The sequence below is a fragment of the Lactiplantibacillus paraplantarum genome, assembly GCF_003641145.1.
In the GTDB taxonomy this organism is placed as follows: domain Bacteria; phylum Bacillota; class Bacilli; order Lactobacillales; family Lactobacillaceae; genus Lactiplantibacillus; species Lactiplantibacillus paraplantarum.
Genome location: NZ_CP032744.1, coordinates 3,055,300 through 3,074,423, shown reverse-complemented (window position 1 = coordinate 3,074,423; position 19,124 = coordinate 3,055,300). Strand labels below are relative to the sequence as shown.

The window sequence follows — 19,124 nt, the reverse complement described above, 5'->3', positions numbered from 1 at the left end:
GATGACAAGTAACACAACAAGTAATACAAATTCAAATCGAAAATATTATGTAACAGCGCTAGCATTATATTTTGCCTATTTTATTTTAGGAATTGCTTCTTCCATAATGGGGCAATACAAGACTGAGTTTGCCAAAGCCTGGGGTGCATCGACGCTAGCTAATGGAACGATTGATGTTAGTATGGTGGTTTCTGTCATTGCTGCATACGGGTTGGGACGATTGATTGCGTATCCATTTGCCGGACCGGTATCTGATAGAATTGGGCGCCGCATTAGTGGCTTTATTGGAATTGCGTTATATGCCGCATTCTTCTTTGGCATGATCAGTGTTCACAGTATGTGGTGGGCGTATGCAATTGGTATTGTTAACGGGATTGCAAATTCATTTTTGGATACTTGCGTGTCACCGAGTGTGATGGAAATTTTTCCTAAATCAGCCTCAATTGCCAATTTGTTTACGAAATTTGCAATCACGGTGGCCCAGTTTGTACTACCATTTGTTATTGGTTTAGTTGCCAGCGCTCAAATGTCATATCAGGTTATTTTTATTGGATGTGGTATTTTAATGATTGCCGATGCAATCTTAGTTTTGTTTCTGCCATTTCCTAAGCAGGATAAAGCAACTGTTGAGGCTAAAGCGACTACTGACAAGCCAAAGCATCGTTTTACACCGGCCTCAATTGCGTCAATCTTAATCGGTTTTACTAGTTCAGCCACATTTATGATTTGGCTAAATTGTAATCAAGAATTGGGCACGAGTTACGGTATCAAAGATCCCAGCATCTTACAATCGTTTTATGCAGTTGGTGCAACGGTAGCGGTCTTGTTGACGGCGCAATTTATTCATATGGGCCTAAAAGAGACGACTGTATTAGTCTTATATCCAAGTATTTCAATTGTGATGTTGTTGTTGTGCTATTTCATTAATAGCCCAGTTATTCTCTACATCGGTAGTTTTGTTATTGGTTACGCTGCCGCTGGTGGTGTGCTACAGTTAGCAACTTCCACGACTATTGGTTTCTTTCCAGATAGCAAAGGCTTAGTGACATCGCTTGTAATGATTGCCTCAAGTGTTGCTAATTATGCCGTATTATCGGCTGCTGCATACCTGACGAAAGTTACCGGTGCTGATGCGCCACGGATGATAATTCTAATGAACATTGTGATTACTTTAATTGGGGTTGGTTTAGCATTGATTGTGAAACATGGTGGTCGGTCAACACATACGTCGGCTGCTTCCGGTGTTGAAAGTTAATTAAAAATTGCGCCTTCAATAAAGGCGCAATTTTTAGATTGATCGTTCTTGATTAGTGTAATGTTGCCAACAGTAACTGCGGATAAATTCTTGGAAACGATGAACAGCAGGTGTAATAAAACCACTGCGACGAACGACTAAGTAAATTTGATGTTGTAATGGCTGATCAGCTAAGTGTTTGATTTGAACACGCTCGGGATTTAAAAGTGGTAGGTAGGGCATTAACGCGACACCCATATTGTAACGAACAAATCCAGCCATAGTATGATCCTCTTCCACTTCATAAGCTACCTTGGGCTGAACGTGGGCTGCTGACAAGATTTGGTCGATTAATGGTCGTAAGCCGCTGTTCTGTGAAAATAAGATCATTGGATAGGGTGCTAGGTCTTCAACGTGTAGCGGATTCTTTTGTACCATGGGGTGATCATTTGGAACAACCGCAACGATTTCTTGTTGAACTAGCGGGATAAAGTCAAAGAGATGAGCAGTTAGTTGCTCACCTAGTTTATCGACGTTAGAAGCTAGCACGATGTCGTATTTTTCATCGGCTAGTGCTTGCAGGAGTACGCCAGAATTTCCCTGACCAAGTTCAAAAGTAATTGCTTGGTTTTCAGTTTGATTCTTAAAGTGGGACAGTAATTCGGGAACTAGTTGCTGTCCAAGGGTGTAGGTAAATCCTAATTTAACGTGCCCGGTATCTGGATCCATAAGTTGTTTGACGAGTTCGTTGCCTTGTGATAAATCATTTAAAGTAGCAGTGACGTATTTCAAATAAACACCGCCAATTGATGTTAACTTGATATTACGGCCATCTGCTTCAAAAAGTGGAACCCCCAATTCGTGTTCGAGCTTTTTGATGGCATAACTCAACGAAGGCTGTGAGATACCTAAGTTTTCGGCAGCCTTTGCCATATGTTGTGTTCGAGCTAGCTCTTTGAAAAAAACTAAATGTCTTAAATTCATGAGGAATGCTCCTTTACTCATAGATAACTTTGATGATTTAAACAACTCATCTATATTTATTATATTAAACTAATTTGCTAACATAACAAGTGAATTGAGTAACAAACAGATAAAAATAATATTTAGGAGTGGTTTTTGATGGCAGAACGAATTGATGGGCATACTTTATTGATTGGTTTAATGGCGTATCCAATTCGTCATTCAATGTCCCCAACTATGCATAACAATGCTTTTGCTAAATTAGGACTGAATTACGCTTACTTAGCATTTGAAGTGACGAATGAAACGCTGCCAAGCGCAATTGAGTCAATCAGAACACTTGATATGCGTGGCTCCAATATTTCAATGCCAAACAAGCAAAAAGTGATCCCATTGCTTGATAAACTTGATCCAGCAGCCAAAATGGTGGGTGCGGTTAATACAATTGTTAATGATGATGGTGTTTTAACAGGTTATACAACTGATGGCATCGGATTTATGAAAGCGCTCGCGGATGAAGGCTTGGATATTCGTGGACATAAAATGACGCTAGCTGGTGCTGGTGGTGCCGGGACTGCGATTGCAGTTCAGGCTGCGTTGGATGGTGTCAAAGAAATATCTATTTTTAATATGCACGATGCAACATGGGCAAATGCCGAACGGAACGTTAAACTAATTAATGAGCAGACGGACTGTCACGCCACTTTACACTCATTAGAAGATCGTGATGATTTTAAACGGGAAATCCAAAGCTCTTATATTTATACTGATTCGACGGGTGTCGGAATGAAGCCACTTGAGGATAAGACGCTTGTGGACGATCCTAGTTGGTTCAGCTCAGACCAAATTGTCTTTGATACAGTATATGCACCACGAACAACTAAATTAATGAAGGTGGCTCGTCAAGCAGGGTTGAAGCATGTTTATAATGGTTTAGGTATGATGCTTGAACAAGGTGCAGCAGCCTTTAAGCTGTGGACTGGTGAAGATATGCCAGTTGATTATATTCATCAGATTCTGTTTAGTGATGATCAGGACAAATAATTGATGACAGGAGGCAAGTTAAGATGCAACCAGTGATAAAGCTACGAAACATTGAACTTGGTAGCGGTCGGCCTAAGTTGGCAGTGCCTATTACAGGAACGACGATTAATGATATTTTAGCAGCGACGACACCGATCTTAGCTGCACAGCCAGATGTCGTTGAATGGCGAATTGATTTCTTCAAGGATGTAACTAATCCTGAACAGTTGAAGTCAGCCGGTCAGCAACTTCGCCAGGCTTTAGGTGATATTGCCTTATTAACCACCTTTCGAACTAAAGGTGAGGGCGGCGAATTAGCATTATCAGATGCTGAATATTTTAAACTATGTGAGACGGTCTTAGATGGTGGGTTCACGGATGCATTAGATGTTGAACGTTACCATGACGAACAAGCTGTTAAGCAAATTGTTGCAGCAGCTCATGAGCATCAAGTAGTTGTGATCATGAGTAATCATGATTTTGATAAAACGCCGGCGGTTGCTGAGATCGTTAAGCGACTGACTAGTATGGTCGATTATGGTGCTGACGTTGCTAAGATGGCTGTGATGCCACAATCGGTGGAGGATGTCTTAACGTTACTGACAGCGACTAATATTGCACGCCAAACACTACCACAGCCAGTAATCACAATGTCGATGGGTGACTTAGGAAAAGTGTCACGGCTTGCTGGTGAAGTGTTCGGCTCTTGTTTATCATTTGCAACGGTCGGGGCGGCTTCGGCACCTGGGCAAATTGCACTTGAAAATTTACGGCCGGAATTGGAAGATCTGAAGTTAAATTAAGGCATAGCTGAAAGAAATCGTGAGGTCAGAGTGATGATTGGGACACAAAAAAAGTATGTTTCACAATTTACGATGATGGGAACCGTCATCTCGCTGACATTATTTGAGCCCAACCAGGTAGCGGTCGAGGCGGTCTATGATTATTTGCAACGGATGGATGGCGTCTTTTCGGTTAATCGTGCTGATTCAGAATTGGCTGCGATCAATCAATATGCCGGTATTCATCCAGTCTTGGTTAGCACTGAATGCTTTCAACTAGTATCGGATGCCATTAAGTACACAAAGCAATATTCTGGTAGTTTTAATGTGCTAATTGGACCATTGGTTAAACTGTGGAAGATTGGTTTTGGTGGGCATCAAGTACCAGCGGCCAAGGAAATTAGACAACGATTAGCCTTATTAGATACGCACGAAGTTATCCTAGATGAAGCTCAATCGAGTATCTACTTGCGTCAACCTGGCATGCAATTAGATCTTGGTGCGATTGCCAAGGGGTATTTTGCCGATCAGGTCGTTAAGCAGTTGCAGCAGGCTGGCATTACTAGTGCCATTGTTAACCTTGGTGGCAATGTTAAGTTATTAGGCATCAATCCGCTAACCGATAATCAGCGTTGGCAAGTTGGCATTCAGGCACCTGAAGCGCCACGTGGTTATCCAGCGCTACAGGTCGAAATGCCTGCCAGAACGGTAGTGACGTCAGGCATCTTTGAACGATATTTTAAGATTGGCAATCACCGTTATCATCACATTCTGGATCCTAGAACCGGCTATCCGGTTGAAAATCAAGTTGATCAGGTATCGATTATAACTGAACGGTCAGAATTAGCCGAGGTGTTATCAACGGTGGCTTACTTTGAAGGGCCAGGCCGTGGTCGCCGGCTAATCGAACAATTACCACATACGGAAGCAATTTTTATTGATCATGAACAGCAGGTAACAGTTACCAGTGGCTTAACGCCGCGACGCAAAGGAGTGTTTACTATTGAGTAAAAAACAAATTACCGGCCAAGCAATGGGCCATAACGGTATTATCAATTATGAAGTTGACGTACAAGATAACAAAATTGAGGATTTGAAAATACTAAAGCATTCCGAAACGTCGGGGATCTTTAATCAAGTCATTGATAAGTTAAAGGAAAATATTATTACGGAACAGTCGTTTAACGTTGATACGATTAGTGGTGCGACGGTGATGACCCAGGCATTATTGAAGTCGGCAGATCAGGCCGTAACGGATGCTGGGGTTGACGTACAGCCAGTTCCTAAGAAAAAGGCCCCAAAGACGCAGAACTTACGGACTGACGTGTTAATTATCGGCGGTGGTGAAGCGGGCTTAGTTGCTGGTTGCCGGGCGCTGACAATGGGCCAGAAGGTTATCTTAGTTGAAAAGAACGGCTATCTGGGCGGTGCCACCATTTTGAATGGTTCTAACGTGGTCGGAACGGGTTCCGATGTTGCTGCGCAAATTTTTGATAATAATCATGATACGCCAGAAATGTTGGCACAAGATGTTGCTCGTGAAAGCTTGGAGACGAACTATCCAGCCTTGACCGACCTAATGGTGCATAATATTGGTCCAGCCATTGATTTTATTAGTAAGTTTGCAGATCTACATTATCAAAAAGCACAGACGCAAACACCAGAACATTCGATTAACCGTCAGATTGAATTGCCTTCAGCAAGTAGCTATGAATTCATTCAAAAAGTTTCCAAGGCGTTCGCTGCTGCGGGTGGTCAAATTATGTTGGATACCCGAGTCGAAAAGCTTATGTTAGACAACGATAAAAAGTTGCGCGGTGTGATCGCTGCTCAAAAGGACCAAACAGTCAACATCAAGGCGCACTCAGTTGTGCTTGCTGCGGGTGGTCATGGCGCTAACCAAAAGATGCGTGGGACTGAAAGCGAAGGCATTGATTATTATGGTCCAATGACTTCCACTGGGGATGCTTATCAATTTAATGGTGATTTGGATTTGCAAACGCACGATTTAGGTTGGTACAAGCTGTATCCACACGGTGTTGAAGTGGAACCAGGCGTTGCTAAGTTGACTACGTACGCGTCAAAACAGGCGACTGATATGGGGGCAATTTACGTTAACTCTAAGGGTGATCGGATCGTTAATGAATCAAATGTTTATACGACTTTCCGGAATGCCATTCTTAAACAAGCGGATAAAGTTGCTTACCTAGTCATGGATGAACGGACTTGGAAGAAAGTTTACGATCTGCTGATCTTGCATGATTTCACACCAGAAGAAATTAAGAGCTTCTTTGAGAATAAGGGCAAGCGGCCAGTATTCGTTAAGGGTTCTTTGGAAAGTGCTGCTGAGCAGGCCGGAATTGCGGTTGATGAATTAGTCCAAACGGTCAAAAACTATCAAGGCTATGTTCAAGATGGTCACGACCATGATTTCGGCCGTGATCCGAAGTACTTGCACCAATTTGAAGGTGAGACATTCTACATCATTGAACAACGTGATCGCTTTGCGACGACTTTAGGTGGCTATAGTGTCGATGCTGATAACTTGCAATTGGTAACGACTAAAGATGCACCGGTAGCTAATTACTTTGGTGCTGGGGAAATCATCGGCGGCGCTAACGGACATGATTCAATGCCAAGTATGATGAATACTTGGGGTATTTCGTCGGGTTACGTTGCCGGCGCCGCGGCTAGTGAAAACGCTCAGCGGCAAGCAACCGCGGGCGATGACGAAGCTAATATCGTGGCCATTGTGGGGACTAACGCTTCAAAGTCATATAACCGTAAGTTGTTGTACGCCATGAAAGAATTATTTGAAACGCAAGTTAATTTTGAAATTTGTGAAATTAAAGATTTACCGCTATTCAATGAAGATGATATGGATCAGGAACCGGCTGTTGTGAAGGAGCTGGCTGCTAAGATCGAAGCCGCTGATGGCGTTGTCTTCGGGGTACCAGAATATGATCATTCGATTCCAGCTGCCTTGAAGAGTGCCATCGAATGGCTGTCCTGTGCAGAACATCCATTCAAAGACAAACCAGTGATGATTGTCGGGACTTCGTTAGGTATTCAAGGTACGGTGCGTGCTCAGATGAACTTACGACAGATTTTGGACTCACCAGGTGTGGATGCCAAAGTTATGCCTGGTAACGAGTTCATGTTACCACAAGCCGGCAATAAGTTTGATGAGAACGACCATCTGAATGATGATGGTAGCGAACACTTCTTGAAGCAGTGCTTTGGGCACTTTTTAGAGGGGCTTGAATTAGCATCTAAGAAGACAGTAATGAATTAACGGCTAAGCCAGACTAAAAGAACGTACACAACTCGTGTACGTTCTTTTAGTCGCTAAATCTTTTGTTCCACATCATCAATGGTTACAACCAAGGTTGCACGAATCCAATCGAACTTGGCGTGCATTTGATCGAAGTAAGCGCCACTAGTTTCAAACTTGCCGGTACCATGAATGTGGAAACCACAGCCAGTGCCAGTTGTGCCGGGAACCTTGTAACTACCGACAGCAATTGTAATGTGGTTGTCGTTAGCAAAATCGGTCTCAATTGAGTGCATGCCAGCCGATGGGATCAATAGGGTATGATCATCGATAAGCTGCATATAATGACTCCAGGTGTTGACGACGTGCGCTGGTGCGGCGTTGACCGTGACGATGGTTGCGGGGGTCGTGTCTTTGATAACTTCAATAAATTTAGGGTCCATAATAAGTACTCCTTCACGTTTATATTCTCATAATATATTGTAGTTGATATATATAAATTATCAAGCAAGAGCGTTCGATGTCTCAATAATCTTAGCGGAGGTATCATGGTAAAACCAGGCGTTGCTTTTTACTAATGAAAGCGGTAACTTTAGCTAGGAACTAATAACGAGAGGGTGTTTAATATGTATCAAGCAAGTCAGAGCCGCTATGACCATATGATTTATAATCGAGTAGGTAATAGTGGCCTGAAGTTGTCATCAATCGGGCTAGGTCTGTGGAATAATTTTGGAAGCGTTGATCCGATCGCTAATCAAAAGGCAATCATTCATCAAGCTTTTGATCTAGGAATTACTTACTATGATTTAGCCAATAACTATGGCCCGGAGCCCGGCAGTGCAGAAACTAATTTTAGCCGTATTATGGCTACCGATATGCGGCCATACCGTGACGAAATGGTCATTGCCAGTAAGGCAGGCTATGTGATGTGGCCGGGACCTTATGGTAATTGGGGTTCACGGAAAAGTATCATTGCGAGTGCTGATCAGAGTTTGCAGCGAACTGGTTTAGACTACTTTGATATTTTCTATAGTCACCGTCCTGATCCCGAGACACCAATGGAAGAGACAGCCGCTGCGCTTGATCAACTAGTACGGCAGGGCAAGGCGTTATATATTGGGCTTTCAAATTATAATGGTAAGCAGACGGCTGCCATGACCAAGATATTTGAAGCGTTAAGAACGCCATATATTATTCATCAACCGCGTTACAATATGTTTAATCGACAGGCAGAACAGGACTTGTTTCCTGTCCTGCAAGCGACTCACAAGGCGGCAGTGGGTTTTAGCTCACTGTCACAGGGATTGTTAACGGATAAGTATTTGCATGGGATTGCGACTGATTCACGGGCCAATAAGCAGACAATTCCTTTTTTGAGTCCAGTCCAGGTTGAGCAAACACTAACGACGGTGAAACGCTTGAATGAGGTTGCACAACAACGTGGTCAAAGCTTAGCTCAAATGGCCTTGGCTTGGAATTTACGTCAGCCGGCCTTGGCTAGCGTTTTAATTGGTGCTAGCCGGCCAGAACAAGTGATCAATAACGTTGCAGCACTAGGAAAATTGGAATTTAGTGTAGCAGAATTAGCAACGATTGAACAAATTCTTGCTGAACAACCAGTGATTGATTGGAGTGCTGGTCGGTCATAGCGTTTGAGTGCTTCGCTATATAGCATATTATAACGTGTAAAAGAAAGGGCCATATCCGAAGATATGGCCCTTTCTGTACCTAATAGTTAAATTAATAATAACACAATTTGAGTGATTTGCACGTTCAGAATAATCTTTACTAAATAAATTAGTGTTTAAATTCGCCAATTTTCACATTTAATGATAAAGTTTTACATGATGGTTATCACGATTATGTGTCGATTTTTGACACAATACTTGAAAATTAAAATAATTTGCAAATAAATCATGCGATAGCGACTTTAGATGGTAGTGAGAATTAGTTTGAATTTAAGGGGGCCAATCCATGGCGGCAACGCTAAAAGATATTGCGAATAAAGTTGGTGTATCATTAGCAACTGTATCGCGCGTGCTAAACAAAGATCAGTCATTGTCTGTTAGTGATACGACGCGTCAGCGAATCTTAGATGCAGCGGAAGCATTACAGTATTCAAAAAATAAACGGCATACTGTCGCGACTGCCCGTAAACGGCTTGCCATTGTTCAATGGTATTCAGAATCCAAGGAACAAGATGACTTGTATTATATGTCAGTGCGCATGGGGATTGAACGACGCGGACAGGATAATCAGTTTGAGGTAACGCGTATTTTTCAGAATAATTTACAAGAACTGGGACCGGACGTGGATGCGGTTATCGCCGTTGGTAAGTTTAGTCAGCCACAAGTAGCGGACTTGGCTGCGGTGACTGATAATCTAGTCTTTGTAGATGATGATCAGTTCGATGCTGGTTTCGATAGTGTTATTACTGATTTTCGGTTAGCAACCGAAAAAGTTGTCGATTACTTCTGGCAACGTAACTTCCATCGTATTGGGTTTATTCACGGTCAAGAAATGACGACTGACCACCAATTAGCGGTAGTTGATCGGCGGATGTTAGGTTTTCGAGCTGCAATGGAACGGCGGCATGCGTTTGATCCCAAGTTTGTCTTCAAGGGCGATTACACAAGCGAGTCTGGTTTTAAAATGATGCAAAAAGCCATTCGTAAGTTGGGCGATCAGTTACCAGGGGCCTTTTTTGTGGCGAACGATCCGATGGCGGCCGGTGCGCTCAAGGCATTGCAGGCTAGCGGTATTCAAGTGCCAGAACGAGTAAAACTATTTAGTTTTAACAATACGTCGTTGGCAACTTTTGTTTATCCCGAATTAAGTGCCGTTAATGTTGATACTGAATTGATGGGGGCGACTGCTGTTAATTTAGTAATGACGCGCTTGGCGGGACGGACAACAACGCAACGCGTCGAATTGGGCACCAACTTAGTTGAACGAGCCAGTACTAAATAGTAAAAGGGACGGCTGGAAATCAGACGCCCCTTTTACTATTTAACTAAAAGTTTTACTCAGATGGCTGAAATTCTGGTATACTACATAATGAAAGCGGTTTAAATAACACGGAGGTGGCATGATTTTGGAAACTAAAAAAACAGTATTTGACCAGCTGGATGGTCAAGACGTAATGCGTTATACGTTAGTTAACGACCGTCAGACTCGCATTTCAGTATTGAGTTACGGTGGTACGTGGCAAGAATTTGTTGTCAATGAAGACGGTGTTGAGCAGCCTTTGATCTGGGGCCTTGATAACATGGCTGACTATCAACGAGTGGGTTACTGCTTGTGTCAATCAATTGGTCGGGTTGCTGGCCGAATTGGTGGTGCTAAGTTCAATATTGATGATCAAACTTATCAAGTTGAAATGAATGAACAAACACATTCGTTGCATGGCGGTAACCATGGCTTTAACACGCTCAACTTTGATGGTGCTTTTAGTCAGACTGATGATAGTGTCAGTGTGACTTTAACGAAACACATTAAGGCTAGTGATGATAATTACCCGGGAAATATGGACGTGGCCATCAAGTTTACGTTGGATAATCAAGATCAAGTATCGATTGCGTTTACTGGTGATACGGATGCTGCGACACTCTTCAACCCAACTAATCACGTTTATTGGAATACGACCGATGATCGAACTAGTTTAGCACAACAAAAATTGCAGATTACGAGTGCGGCTCATCTTGAGTTTGATGGTGAGAAAGTACCGACTGGTAAGAAATTAGCGGTTAAGGGGACGGCGTACGACTTTAACCAGGCGCAACCAGTTGAAAAAGCGCTGGCCCAATTAAAGGCCGAAAATGGTGGCATTGAATTCGACGATGCCTATGAAGTGATACCTAGCGCCACGGAACCAATTGCCATCGTTGGCGATGTTGACGGTAAACGGCAGGTTAAACTTTACTCGGATCGCAATAGTCTTATTATCTTCACGGCTAATCCATTTGATGCTGATAAGGAAGACGCACATCAATATAATGCGTTAGCGACGGAAGCCCAGACTTTGCCGGATGCCATTAACCATGCGGACTTTGGTGATATTGTTTTGCGTCCCGGGCAACCAGTGACCCATACGATTCGGTATCAATATGAACGATTAAATTAAGATTTGCTATTGTGTTAGGCAGTTTGTAAGCCTAACACTTTTTTATTGAAATGGGACGCTTTAAACAGTGTTTACATTGTTTAGTAAAGTGCTCTTTTTAGGACTGGCGGTGTCGTTAATAAAGGACAAAACTCATTTAATGCTAGTAGTGTATGACGTTACGGTGGCTTGATATGGAGATATTAAGGACAAGGAGCGCCATAATAAAAATCGGTATAGATAAAACTATTGAACAAATTTTACTAAAAATCATTGACATTACTTCTGAAAACGATTACATTTAAACTTGTAAATTATTCAAGAAAGATGTGAGGCGAGATTATGGATGCAGAGACAAAGCAGAGTAAGAGTCGTAAAATAACGTCGCGACTTGCTTATTCATTTGGGGCGTTTGGGCACGATGCCTTCTACGCAACATTATCAACTTATTTTATTATGTTTGTGACCTCCCATCTGTTCGATAAGAGCAGTGGAGCACAAGGGACTAAGATGATCGCGTACATTACTATGATCATTGCAGGTCTACGGTTCGTGGAACTCGCGATTGACCCGTTAATTGGGAATGCAATTGATAACACTAATTCCCGGTGGGGTCACTTTAAACCATGGATTGTTACTGGTGGGATTATTGGTTCCGTTGTTTTAGCGTTATTGTTCACTAGCTTAGGCGGTTTGAATACGTCTAACCCAATTCTATACCTAATTATTTTTGCAATTTTATATATTACAATGGATATCTTCTATTCATTTAAGGATGTTGGGTTCTGGTCAATGATACCTGCGATTTCATTTGACTCCGCAGAACGTGAAAAGACGGCGACATATGCCCGGGTTGGTTCTAACATTGGCGCTAACATTGTTGGGATCGTTGTTATGCCAATTGTTTTGACATTCTCAGTTAAAGCCAACAGCGGCCAAGGTGATAACCGTGGTTGGATGGCCTTTGGGATTATTATTGCGGCGATTGCATTGATTTCCGCCTTAGTCGTTGCACTTGGGACTAAAGAAAATGATTCTGAATTGCGTAAGAACACTGAAAAAACAACTTTCAAAGAAGTTTTTAAAGTGTTAGCACGTAATGATCAATTGATGTGGTTATCATTGATGTATGGGATTTACACGGCAGGCATTGCCATCACTAACTCACTAGAACTTTACTATTTTACTTATATCTTGGGTGATGCATCGAAATTTACACTCTTAGGATCATTGAATGCATTAATCGGGATTTTCGCCGTTTTGGCTTTCCCACCATTAGCAAAGAAGTTTAGTCGTCGTAAAGTGTTCTTCTTGGCAATTGTTATTATGATGATCTCGTTGATCATGTTTGCCTTTGCTGGTCAATCATTACCAATGATCTTGACAGCAGCCGTATTATTCTACATTCCACAACCATTAATTTTCTTAGTTGTCTTGATGGTTTTGAGTGATTCTGTTGAATATGGGCAATTAAAGTTTGGTCACCGTGACGAATCTTTGACCTTATCCGTTCGGCCTTTACTTGATAAATTAGGCGGTGCGATTTCTAACGGTGTCGTTGGTTTAACTGCTGTTTGGGCCGGGATGACGGCTGGTGCTACTGCTGGTGATGTGACTAGCCATGGTGCTGCCATCTTCAAGTTAATGATGTTCGGTGTACCTGCTGCTATGATTTTGATTGGGACATTCATCTTCTTTAAGAAAGTTAAGTTGGATGAAAAGATGCATGCGCAAATCGTTGATGAACTCGAAAAGACTTGGTCAACTCATTTGGAAACTGATGAAACCCCTGCCGAAGTTGAAGCAGAAGCTGATACTAAGACGACAGTTTACCAGGATCCTGTTGCTGGTGAATTGATCAGTTTGAATGATGTTGCGGATGAAGCTTTTGCTAACGGTAGTATGGGTAAAGGGTTTGCTATCAAACCAACAGATGGTCGTGTCTTAGCGCCATTTGATGGTGAAGTTGTTGCAACCTTCCCAACACGCCATGCGATTGGCTTACGTTCTGACACGGGTATTTTAACCTTGATTCATATTGGGATTGGTACCGTTAAGATGCGCGGAACTGGTTTTGTTCAGTATGTTGAAAAGGGCGACCATGTCACACAAGGTCAAGAATTAATTGAATTCTGGCAACCAGCAATTGAAAAAGCTGGCTTGGATGATACCGTTATGGTCGTTATTACAAACTATAAAGATATGCCCGAATTTACGTATCTTAAAGATTCAGGAACCACCGTACAAGATGATGAAGATGTCTTACAATTATCGAATGTCGGCTTACCGGATCAAGCATAGTTTCTTTACGAGGAGAGCTATTAATGACGCGAGCCATTAATAGCTCTTTTTGCGAACTAGAAAAAGCTAATATCGAAAGGAAGATTTTACTATGGCAGTGACGTTGCAACAAACTCTAATTGACATTGATGAACAACAACTTGTCTTTCACCTGCATAATGATCAAATCTCGTACATTCTAGGTGTAGAGACAGGTAACGTGTTGGCCCATTTGTACTTTGGTCCACGAGTACGTGGTTATCATGGCGAGCGTCAGTATCCACGAATTGATCGTGGGTTTTCAGGAAATTTGCCAGATACAACGGATCGGACGTATTCCAAGGATGATCTACCGCAGGAGTACGGTGGTAATAACACCGGTGATTATCGGCAACCGGCCGCGATTATTCGTGCGGCTAATGGTGCGCGAACGGTTGATTTCCGTTATCAAGACTGCCGACTCGAAGCAGGTAAGCCAGACCTTAAGGGTTTGCCACAAACCTATGTCGAAGATGAGGATGAAGCCCAAACTTTGATTGTGACGTTGCGAGATGCCACATTAGGAATAACACTCGAATTAGCTTACACGATTTATCGGGAGCGGCCGGTCATCACGCGTAGTGCCCGCTTGATTAATCAGAGTGAACAAGCTGTTGACTTAGAAAAAGTGGCTTCGATGCAGATGGACCTACCAACGCAGCCCTTAGATGCCATTTCATTACCCGGAAGTTATGCGCGTGAACGTCAGCTTAGTCGTGAGCGGCTTAACCGGGGTGTAACCCAGTTTGAAAGTCGCCGGGGTGCTAGTTCTCATCACATGAATCCCTTCGTGGCGCTAGCAGCTCCGAATACCAATGAATTTCAAGGTAATGTCCTTGGTGCCCTGCTGATTTATTCAGGTAACCATCAGATTAGTTTAGAACGGGACCCAATTGGTCAGACGCGCTTGACCATGGGAATCAATGAATATAACTTCGACTGGCGATTGGCGGCCGGTGATAGTTTCCAAACGCCCGAGGTTGCAATGGTGTACTCGACAACTGGACTTAACGGGATGTCGCAAGCCTATCATGATTTATTACGTGATCGGGTTGCGCGTAGTCGCTACAAGCGCGAACCCCGGCCAATCTTGATTAACAATTGGGAAGCAACTTACTTTGATTTTGATGCGAATAAGGTCCAATCAATCTTAGATGCGGCGGCACCACTGGGTATTGAAATGTTTGTGCTTGACGATGGTTGGTTCGGTCATCGGAATGATGATAATAGTTCGCTGGGTGATTGGTTTGTTAATCGGAACAAGTTACCAGAAGGCTTGGCGGATATTAGTAAACGAACTCATGATAAAGGGATGCGGTTCGGTCTTTGGTTCGAACCAGAAAATATTTCAGCTGATTCCGAACTTTACCGGGCCCATCCTGACTGGGTGCTAGGCGTACCAGATCGCGGTCGGACGTTGTCACGGAACGAATACGTGCTTGATTTCAGCCAGTCGGATGTTGTCGACAATATTTTTGAACAGATGACTGCCGTTCTTGATAAGGTGCCTATTGACTATATCAAGTGGGATATGAACCGCAATTTAACGGAAGTCTATTCGCCACATAGCGATTCAGCTCATGAAGGTGAGACTAGCCACCGCTTTATCTTAGGTGTATATGACTTGATGGAGCGTTTAACAAAACGCTATCCACAGATCTTATTTGAAGGCTGCTCTGGCGGTGGTGGCCGCTTTGATGCTGGTTTAATGTATTACATGCCACAGAGTTGGCCATCAGATAATAATGACCCGATTGAACGGCTCAAAATTCAATATGGGACTTCACTCGTTTATCCAATTTCTGCAATTACTGCCCATGTCGGGACGAGCCCGGATGAATTGTTAGGACGGTCGACGTCGATGAAGATGCGTGGTGCTGTGGCAATGAGTGGTACCTTGGGCTATGAACTGGACGCGGCCCAACTAAGTGATGCGGACAAACAAGCCGTTAAAGCACAGGTCGTCTTCTATAAGCAGCACCGTGAGTTAGTTCAATACGGGACCTTCTATCGATTAGAGAGCCCGTTTGAATCTAATACGGTCGCGTGGATGTTTGTTAGTCCGGATCAGAAAGAAGCCTTGCTATTCACCTTCGTTATTTTAGGTGCAGTTCAACCAGAACCGCATATTACGAAGCTAGCGGGATTAGATCCTCAGCAGACCTACGTTGAGACCGATACAAACAAAATGTATGGTGGCGATGAACTGATGCAACTAGGACTTTACACGACTCCCGTTCAAACCAGTGATTTCACCGCGCAGGTACATTACTTCAAGGCTAAGGACTAAGCCGTTAGTTACATTGAAATTTGATTATCGCTAATCTAAAAGAACGCTCTGGCAAATAACTTGCCGGAGCGTTCTTTTAGAATCAAATGAATGTTTAGAAATGAATGTTAAAGCTGAAGTCAATGTCTTGATTGGCGGGGATATGATACGGCGACTCCACGTCTGTCCCCCAACTATCAATGCCACCGACCCCACGAACGGCACCGTAGATTGATAAGACCGTTCGCCGCGCTAATGGTAATTCTTCCAAGTGTGTTGCGTTTTCTAGCTCAGCGGCGGTATAGGGGAGGCAGCTGAAAGCGAATGGTGCATCGGCTTGGCTAAATGTCAAACTGAACGGTGTGTTGTCATGATCAGCGTTATTTTGTGTTGTTGATCGCGTTACTGTCACTTGTTCAGTTTGCATGTGCATACCGCATTCTTGTGGGACCAAGTATGGTGTGACTGGTAGACTGTCAACGTGAAATTGTCCGTGCGTTGCGCCGGCCAGCCGGTCAGGATAAGTCTCGCCGGACAAACCGGTATAGTCAAAGCCAGTCGCGGTAGTTGGCATGATAAACCGCAGACCAAATGCGGGTAGCTCTGGCAGACCAGACTGACCGCTATAATGGGTGGCGATATTGATCTTACCGTCTGCCGTCACCGTATAAGTCACTGTGACGATGGTACTAGGAACGGTCGTGGTAACGAAGTGGTAAGCCAGTGAAACTTTCGTGGCGATTTCGTGATCCGTGTATTTGTTATTGAGTGGCGCGATTGGTAACGGTGTGACTGGTTGGTCGTCAACCGTCAATTCGATATCTTGACAAGTTGAGAACTTATCGGCCGCGTACCACTGTGCGGATTTGACTGAAAAGCCGCTACCGTGATCATTATCGGTTGTTGCCCGCCAAAAGATGGGCGTGGGTGTGCGATAGAGCCACTCTTTATCGTTGACGACGAGTGATTCAAGTCCGCCACGTTCGTAGCTAAAGAGATAGTGGAAATTAGCCCCTTGTAGCCCTAAACTCCCATCGCCGTAAATAACGTGTAATTGATTATTTGTGTAAGCCATAGTAATATTTCACCTCTTGCATTGCTGGTTTTGGCGTCCGGTCGGCAAACATTAAGCCGTCACCGGAGAATTCGTAATCGGAGTGGCGTTCATCGAAATCACCGCCATATCGGAGCACGTCTTGGTCGGTAATTGGGTCATGAACGAAGAGCGCTTGATCAATAAAGTCCCAAATAAAGCCACCTTGATACATCGGATACTTGTCGATCAAATCATTATATGATTGCATGCCGCCCAGAGAATTCCCCATGTCATGCATATATTCACAATCGAGGAATGGCTTGGCCGGATTATCCTCCAGGTAAGCTGCAATATTTTCGGGCTTTTCGTACATCCGACTTTCAACATCAGAAATGCGATCTTTTAATTCTGGTGTGTGGACGACACCTTCGTAGTGGACGAGTCGTGAATCATCGTGTTCTTTATAGAAAGCCTGCATCGCCGCGATATCTTCGCCGGCATATGATTCATTGCCAAGTGACCAGAAAATGATCGATGGGTGGTTTTTAAACCATTCGTAGTTCGAACGGGCTCGGTCGATCACCGCTGCTAACCAGTGTGGATTATCGCCAGGAACATTGTAAGAAGGCTCGATAGCGCCCATCTTTTGCCATGACCCGTGCGATTCGAGGTTGTTTTCGGCCATTAGGTAAATACCGGCCTCGTCACATAATTGATACCAAGGTAATTGATCAGGATAATGGCAGGTCCGATCGGCATTGATATTGTTAGCTAACATGGTTTGGATATCAGCGCGCATATCGGCCATACTGATAACGCGACCCGTGTGGGCGTTCCATTCGTGCCGGTTAACACCGTTGATCACCAACCGCTTATTATTGACGTAAATGACTTTGTCATCGCGCAGCTCGACCGTCCGGAACCCAAATTGATACGGGACGACTTCCAAGAGTTGGTGATCGGCATCGTAAACTTCAATTGTCAATTGATAGAGATACGGTGTTGATGGTGACCACAAGTGCAGTTGGTCAAATAACATGGTATCAAAGGTGATACTGTCACTACCAGTCTGTGTTTGGGCTGTCAGGACTCGCCCGTCATGGTCTTTAACGGTCAGTGCTAAAGTGGCTGATTCGCCAGTTACTTTAGTAGTGACGTTGAGTTCGCCACTTTTGAGATTAGCATTCGGAACTGGGCGGATGTCCAAATCGGTAATATGGCTAGTGGGTTCTGCCAGTAAATTAACGTCACGGAAAATACCAGAGAAGCGGAACATATCTTGGTCTTCGATAAAGGCAGCAGTACTGCGTTTGTAGACCCGAACCGCTAAAACATTACCTTGGTCCTGAATATACGGCGTCAGATCAAATTCTGAAGGGGTGAAACTATCTTCAGCGTAGCCAATAAAGTGACCATTTAACCAGACGTACAGGGCTTCTTCTACCCCTTGGAACTGAATGATAATACGTTGCCCTTTAAAAGCATCGTCGAGATCGAATGTTTTGAGGTACGAGCCGACGGTGTTGTCCGTAGCGTCGCTGAATAGGCCTGGTGTTAATTGATCTTGATTGAGGGTATACGGTGGGCGACGGTAAATTTTACCTTCCCATGGGTATAGCGTGTTAATGTATTGGATTTGTCCGTAGCCAGCCAGTTCAATATGGCCGGGAACTTGAATTGTATCAAAGTCGGTCGCGTCGAAATCGGGTTGATAAAAATCAATGGGACGTTCAGCGGGGGTCTTGGCGAAGTTAAAGCGCCAAGCGCCGTTGAGACTCTTAACGAAGCGACTACCCGTTTTGAATTCTGCTGTGTCGTGATAATAACGGTGATCACTATGTGCAGGTAATTGGTTGACCCGGAAGACTTCTGGGTCATCTAACCATTGAAGATTAGCTTGCATGAGGAAGCTCCTTTCAAAGTTACAAAAATAAAAACGCTTACAATTATCATAAAACAAAATATTAAATTTGTATATGTCGTTTTAGTTAAATTTTAACTAAATGACGATGCCTTTTGAAAACAGCAAGGGGCCGCGTGAGAATTATAAGTGACAATTCCATAAATTTATAAAGCGTTACCAAATTTGATATTAAAGGGTTAATGAGATGTTGACAACTGC

General features: G+C 43.5%; 14 protein-coding genes. 10 read left to right on the top strand and 4 right to left on the bottom strand.

The window, feature by feature from the left end; genetic code table 11:
* Position 1 precedes the first annotated feature (1 nt).
* On the top strand, positions 2-1,255 hold the full coding sequence (locus LP667_RS15045; protein ID WP_056988508.1) for an MFS transporter: 1,254 nt from the start codon (positions 2-4) through the stop codon (positions 1,253-1,255).
* A 33-nt stretch (positions 1,256-1,288) separates the two neighbouring features.
* Here LP667_RS15045 and LP667_RS15040 read toward each other — a convergent pair whose 3' ends face one another.
* Positions 1,289-2,218 carry a LysR family transcriptional regulator gene (locus tag LP667_RS15040; RefSeq protein ID WP_021730088.1) on the bottom strand — a complete coding sequence of 310 codons (930 nt, stop codon included), beginning with the start codon at positions 2,216-2,218 and terminating at the stop codon, positions 1,289-1,291.
* Positions 2,219-2,356: 138 nt separating this feature from the next.
* Between LP667_RS15040 and LP667_RS15035 the strand changes: the two genes are divergently transcribed.
* From LP667_RS15035 to LP667_RS15020, 4 genes are read left to right on the top strand one after another with little or no spacing between them, the layout of a single operon-like run.
* On the top strand, positions 2,357-3,241 hold the full coding sequence (locus tag LP667_RS15035) for a shikimate dehydrogenase (protein WP_021730087.1): 885 nt from the start codon (positions 2,357-2,359) through the stop codon (positions 3,239-3,241).
* 23 nt (positions 3,242-3,264) lie between these two features.
* The gene (gene aroD / locus LP667_RS15030; protein ID WP_021730086.1) at positions 3,265-4,023 is read left to right on the top strand and encodes a type I 3-dehydroquinate dehydratase; all 759 of its coding nucleotides are present in this window, start codon (positions 3,265-3,267) and stop codon (positions 4,021-4,023) included.
* Positions 4,024-4,056: 33 nt separating this feature from the next.
* The gene (locus LP667_RS15025; RefSeq protein ID WP_021730085.1) at positions 4,057-5,013 is read left to right on the top strand and encodes an FAD:protein FMN transferase; all 957 of its coding nucleotides are present in this window, start codon (positions 4,057-4,059) and stop codon (positions 5,011-5,013) included.
* The gene (locus LP667_RS15020; protein ID WP_021730084.1) at positions 5,006-7,297 is read left to right on the top strand and encodes an FAD-dependent oxidoreductase; all 2,292 of its coding nucleotides are present in this window, start codon (positions 5,006-5,008) and stop codon (positions 7,295-7,297) included. The genes LP667_RS15025 and LP667_RS15020 overlap by 8 nt, the downstream gene beginning before the upstream one ends.
* A gap of 53 nt (positions 7,298-7,350) precedes the next feature.
* On the opposite strand, the gene LP667_RS15015 is transcribed toward LP667_RS15020, so the two are convergent.
* Positions 7,351-7,719 carry a pyridoxamine 5'-phosphate oxidase family protein gene (locus tag LP667_RS15015; protein ID WP_021730083.1) on the bottom strand — a complete coding sequence of 123 codons (369 nt, stop codon included), beginning with the start codon at positions 7,717-7,719 and terminating at the stop codon, positions 7,351-7,353.
* A 183-nt stretch (positions 7,720-7,902) separates the two neighbouring features.
* Here LP667_RS15015 and LP667_RS15010 point away from each other — a divergent pair, with 183 nt between their 5' ends.
* From LP667_RS15010 to LP667_RS14990, 5 genes are all read left to right on the top strand, one after another.
* A complete protein-coding gene (locus LP667_RS15010; RefSeq protein ID WP_021730082.1) occupies positions 7,903-8,925 on the top strand; it encodes an aldo/keto reductase in 1,023 nt (340 codons plus the stop codon).
* A gap of 325 nt (positions 8,926-9,250) precedes the next feature.
* On the top strand, positions 9,251-10,246 hold the full coding sequence (locus tag LP667_RS15005) for a LacI family DNA-binding transcriptional regulator (protein ID WP_021730081.1): 996 nt from the start codon (positions 9,251-9,253) through the stop codon (positions 10,244-10,246).
* A gap of 118 nt (positions 10,247-10,364) precedes the next feature.
* Positions 10,365-11,399 (top strand): aldose epimerase family protein, encoded by a 1,035-nt coding sequence (locus tag LP667_RS15000; protein WP_021730080.1) that lies wholly within the window; start codon positions 10,365-10,367, stop codon positions 11,397-11,399.
* A gap of 321 nt (positions 11,400-11,720) precedes the next feature.
* Entirely contained in the window at positions 11,721-13,679 is a 1,959-nt protein-coding gene (locus LP667_RS14995; protein ID WP_021730079.1) for a sugar MFS transporter, read from the top strand.
* Positions 13,680-13,770: 91 nt separating this feature from the next.
* Positions 13,771-15,987, top strand: coding sequence for an alpha-galactosidase (locus LP667_RS14990; RefSeq protein WP_021730078.1), 2,217 nt, complete (start codon positions 13,771-13,773; stop codon positions 15,985-15,987).
* 94 nt (positions 15,988-16,081) lie between these two features.
* Here LP667_RS14990 and LP667_RS14985 read toward each other — a convergent pair whose 3' ends face one another.
* Both LP667_RS14985 and LP667_RS14980 read right to left on the bottom strand, forming a co-directional pair.
* Complete coding sequence (locus LP667_RS14985) at positions 16,082-17,041, bottom strand: beta-galactosidase small subunit (protein WP_021730077.1); 960 nt, start codon at positions 17,039-17,041, stop codon at positions 16,082-16,084.
* On the bottom strand, positions 17,025-18,905 hold the full coding sequence (locus LP667_RS14980; RefSeq protein ID WP_021730076.1) for a glycoside hydrolase family 2 TIM barrel-domain containing protein: 1,881 nt from the start codon (positions 18,903-18,905) through the stop codon (positions 17,025-17,027). Before LP667_RS14980 ends, LP667_RS14985 begins: the two co-directional genes overlap by 17 nt.
* Positions 18,906-19,124: the final 219 nt, after the last annotated feature.